Genomic DNA, 3,975 nt, shown 5'->3' on the forward strand with positions numbered 1-3,975 from the left:
GTTATCTGGAGTCCTGCCCGCGATAGCTGCTGTGACCTGCAGGTTTGTGTCGTGGAGGGTATCCATGACGCGGCTGGAGGTCGATATCGGTTGGCGGTCAGCACGGCCCGATCGTTACCGAAGTGTGATGTCTTGGTTCGCGGTGTCGGCCGGTGTCGTCGCGGAGTTGGCCAAGGGCGCACGCGAGTTGGCGGCGTAGCCGCCGGTTCTCGTCGGCGAGTTCGTGGTTGCGGCGGTTGGCGATTTCGAGGCGCTGCCGCAGGGAGTCGTCGCTGGCGCGTTGTCGGGCGGGTAACGGTGTGCTTGGCTCGGGCTGGTGCTGGGCGCGGAGCCGGCGGATCTCGTCTTTGAGGTCGGTCTGGGTGTAGATCCACGAGCGGGAGACACCGGCGTGGCGGGCGACGGATTCGAAGGTGAGCAGGGCGCCGGTCCGGTCGAGTTCGTGCATCGCAGCGATGGCCTTGGCGCGGGTGTGTTCGTGCCGCTGCTGGGCGGCGCGGATGAGGTGGATGCTGTTGTTAGCCCGCATGTTTGGCCTTCCCTGGTTGTGGATCGTTGAGGGCGGTGATGATGTTGTCCAGGTTGTGCAGGACTTGGCGGTTCATCTCGGCCAGACGTTGTTGTCCGCGGGCTTCGGCGGCGGTGATCAGCTGCAGGGTCTGTTGCCGCTGCTGGTGGTGCTGGGGCAGGAACTCGGCGGTGGTGAGGAACATCGGACAGGTCAGACAGGCGTTGGCGTGCGGGCAGCTCTGCTGCACCGGCAGTCCGCAGTAGCCGTTGGGTAGGGCCTGGGTGGCTCGGCCGAGGCGCTGTTTGGCCCAGGCGGCCTCCGCGATCGGCCCGGACGGGTCGAAAATGATTGTGGAGCCGTGGATGTCGACCTTGCGAGCCGCCTCCCACTGGCGGCGCACGGTGGTGTCGTGCAGGCGGGCGTAGTGCCCGGTCATCTGCGCGGAGTCGTGGTCCAGGATGCGTCGCACGACCTCTTGCGGGACGTCGCGGTTGATCAGCCGGGTGCCCAGGGTATGGCGCCACTGGTGCGGGGTGAGGTGCACCGGCCGGCCGTGCTCGTCACGGATGTCGCAGACGGACAGCCAGCGCAACAGCGCCATCCGGTAGGTGGGACTCGCGATCGGGTGGGTGCCGTCAATGTTCTTCGTCGGCCGTGGGAACAACACCGGCGTGCCTGCCGGCCAACGCTGGGAGGTGTGGTTGCGATGTTCGGCGATGAGCTCGCGCAACTGCTCGTCGATGGGCACCAACGCGTCGCGTTTCATCTTGTGGTTGAGGTAGCGCAGATACGGTGCGCCTTCGGAGTCGGCGACCACACAATCGCTGCGCAGCCGCAGCGCATCAGTGATGCGTAGCCCGCAACGCATCAAGATGATCGTGATCAACCGGTGGGCAGGGTCGGCGAATCGGGCAAGGTTATCGGGATCCTCGAGCTGGGTCATGACCTGTTCGGCCAGTGCCCGAGGCAACCGTTCGTCGCGTTTCGGGTAGTCCTCGGCGAAGAACATCGCGTCTGCGGGAAGGTCTGTGTCCCAACGGTGTTGGCGGAGGGCGGCGAAGAACCGGTTGAGCAGCCCGATATGGGTCCCGCGACGTTGGGCACCGATGGAGTCGCCGCGCAGGTTGGCCAGATAGCGCTCCAGCACCGGCCGGTTGATCCGGTCGATGCTCTCGACGCCGATGTCGGCGAGGAACCCGGCGAAGCGGGTGAGCACAACGACCGGCCTGCCGCCGCCGGCTTCCAGGCCCAATCCGGTCGATAGCCGCCACCGGACCCACCGCTTGGCCAGATCCCGCAGCCACGGCTGCGGAATACCGTCGAACCGCAGCGTGCGGTCTCCGTCGTAGCCGAGTCGGCGCATGCGCCAGACATCGCGCGGGTATTCGGCGTCCCAGCCGCCGGCCTCGGCCAGGTCGGCGATCACCCGGGATGCGTAGCTGAGGAACCCACGGGAGCGAGTGTCGTTGATCGTCGACCGAGCCCAGTCGTGCCAGGTGTCCTCGTCGTGGTGGAGCAGGGAGCCCACGCCTGCGGCGGCCAGTGTCCTCACGACGCGCATGACCACGTCCGGGGTCAGCTTGCCCTGCCGATCGTCGTGACGGCGTTGCAGCACGTACTGCAGTTCCAGCTTCAGCTGACCGGTCAGCCGGTCGAGCCGGATCTGCTCGCTGGCCAGCGGGGTTTCGGCGGCGAAGCGGTCGGCGAACTCATCGATGTCGGGTCTGCCGTTGACCTTCCAGGTATTGGTGTGGGTTTGGCAGAACGCAGACGTGCCCTGCGGCCAGAGCTCGCAGTGCAGGATGCGGCAGGTCGCGCCCGCCGCTGGTTGCTTGAACGGCTGTGGTTCGGCCAGCCATCCGGCCAGGCTGGGGCGCCCGGCACGTTCCCATCGTTGTGCGTGCAGCCCGCACATGCCGCCACGTGCAGAGCCGTAACCGCAACCGGGCACCCGGCAACGCTGATTCGGTTGTCGCCGCCGCCACCGCGGATCGGTCGACACGGCGAACCGCTCCAGGGACGGACGTCCCTCTTCATGCCACCGTTGCCGATGTCCTTCACACAGGCCACGTCCACGGGCGGTTCGCTCGCACCCCTCAACCCGGCACTCGGCTCCACCAAACACCGGATCCTCGGGCCCGAATTCCAGTACATCGCTGCGGAATTCGTTGCGGACCTCGGCCATCAGCTTGCCGAGCAGCCCCGACGGGCCGGCAGGCTTCAGCGACGGCGCGCTCATAGCCGTACCTGCCCATCGGTGAACCAGCCTGCCTGTTCCATGACCCGCCGAGCGTCCTCCACGGTGAGGTGCCCATACGTCGTGGTCGTCGTCGCCACGTGCGCATGTCCGAGCAGGTGCGCTACCACCTCGATGCTGACTCCGTCGCGCAGCAGCCGGGTTGCGGCCGTGTGTCGCAGCCAGTGCGGGTCGAAGTCGATCCCGGTCCGCCGGCGCAGCCTCCGCACCAGGTCGTAGACCGCGGCGTAGGTCAGCGGATGCCCCTGCGGACGACCCCACAGGTTGACGAACACATAATCGCTGTCCAGATCGCCGTACTCCGTGTGAAGGTAGTCGGCGAACAATCGGATCAACGCGCTGCTGACCGGGATCGTGCGGATGGTCTGTGACTTGACGCGTGCGCCATTGGCGTTATCGCGTCGCCGCACCGTCACCTCATGCTCGGCAGCGGCGATGTCGTTGTGCCGCAAACCAAGCGCCTCACCGATCCGCATCCCGGTGTCGTAGAGCACGGCGAACAACAATCGGTCCCGCAGCCGGCCGCAACCATCCAGGATCGCCTGCACCTCGTTCGGCGGGAGCACCCGCGGCAGCTTCCTCGGCGCCTTCAACGCGATCACCCGCCGCGACCTCGGCGTGCCCTTGCTGATGTGGTGCAGGAACGGTTTCCAACCACCACGCGCGCCGCCGACCTGCCACGAGGTCAGCAGAGCGCCGACATCCACCCCGTCTCGTGCAGCGTGGGTGTAAAACGCCCCGACCGCCGAAAGCTTGCGGTTCACAGTCGATTCCGTGCAGTGATGCGGCACCGACGGCAACACCGCGACCTGCCCATGCCGGGCCTGCAGCGGCAGCCGCAGCCAGGCCACGAACTCACCTACGTCATCGAGCCGCACCGTGCGCCAGTCCAGGCCACGGTCGGCGAGAAAACCGAACCAGTCCTTGAGATCGTGCGCGTACGCCTTGACCGTGTTCGGTGATCGCTCGATGTCGGTCAGATACGCCAGATACCGGTCGACCGGTGCTACCGGAGCATCGTCGTCATCGAGAACGGTCCACGACTCACGCAACGAGACCGGCGAGATAACTCGTGCAATCTGCATCGCCCCTCCGCAGGCTCTTGCCTCCTGGACGACTGCAGATAAGCACGTCCACCACCCAGAACCTGGGACCTCAACGCCTCGTGTCGGACATCAAGGACACCACCCGGAGGACTCCAGATAAC

Annotated in this window: 3 protein-coding genes; all 3 read right to left on the bottom strand. The window is 66.5% G+C overall.

What is annotated here, in order from left to right; all coding sequences use genetic code 11:
- Positions 1–97 precede the first annotated feature (97 nt).
- The 3 genes from AC5Y49_RS24445 to AC5Y49_RS24455 are packed head-to-tail and all read right to left on the bottom strand — an operon-like array spanning position 98 to position 3,853.
- Complete coding sequence (locus tag AC5Y49_RS24445; protein WP_499891961.1) at positions 98–529, bottom strand: DUF6262 family protein; 432 nt, start codon at positions 527–529, stop codon at positions 98–100.
- Positions 519–2,750 (bottom strand): tyrosine-type recombinase/integrase, encoded by a 2,232-nt coding sequence (locus AC5Y49_RS24450; RefSeq protein WP_499891962.1) that lies wholly within the window; start codon positions 2,748–2,750, stop codon positions 519–521. Before AC5Y49_RS24450 ends, AC5Y49_RS24445 begins: the two co-directional genes overlap by 11 nt.
- Positions 2,747–3,853 (bottom strand): site-specific integrase, encoded by a 1,107-nt coding sequence (locus AC5Y49_RS24455; RefSeq protein WP_499891963.1) that lies wholly within the window; start codon positions 3,851–3,853, stop codon positions 2,747–2,749. Before AC5Y49_RS24455 ends, AC5Y49_RS24450 begins: the two co-directional genes overlap by 4 nt.
- Between the last annotated feature and the right edge of the window lie 122 nt (positions 3,854–3,975).

The sequence above is a fragment of the Mycobacterium sp. NGS62 genome, assembly GCF_059812285.1.

What these genes read in the sequence shown, in the direction of transcription:
- AC5Y49_RS24445 (WP_499891961.1), bottom strand. Translation starts at nt 529, where the DNA reads ATGCGGGCTAACAACAGCATCCACCTCATCCGCGCCGCCCAGCAGCGG.
- AC5Y49_RS24450 (WP_499891962.1), bottom strand. Translation starts at nt 2,750, where the DNA reads ATGAGCGCGCCGTCGCTGAAGCCTGCCGGCCCGTCGGGGCTGCTCGGC.
- AC5Y49_RS24455 (WP_499891963.1), bottom strand. Translation starts at nt 3,853, where the DNA reads ATGCAGATTGCACGAGTTATCTCGCCGGTCTCGTTGCGTGAGTCGTGG.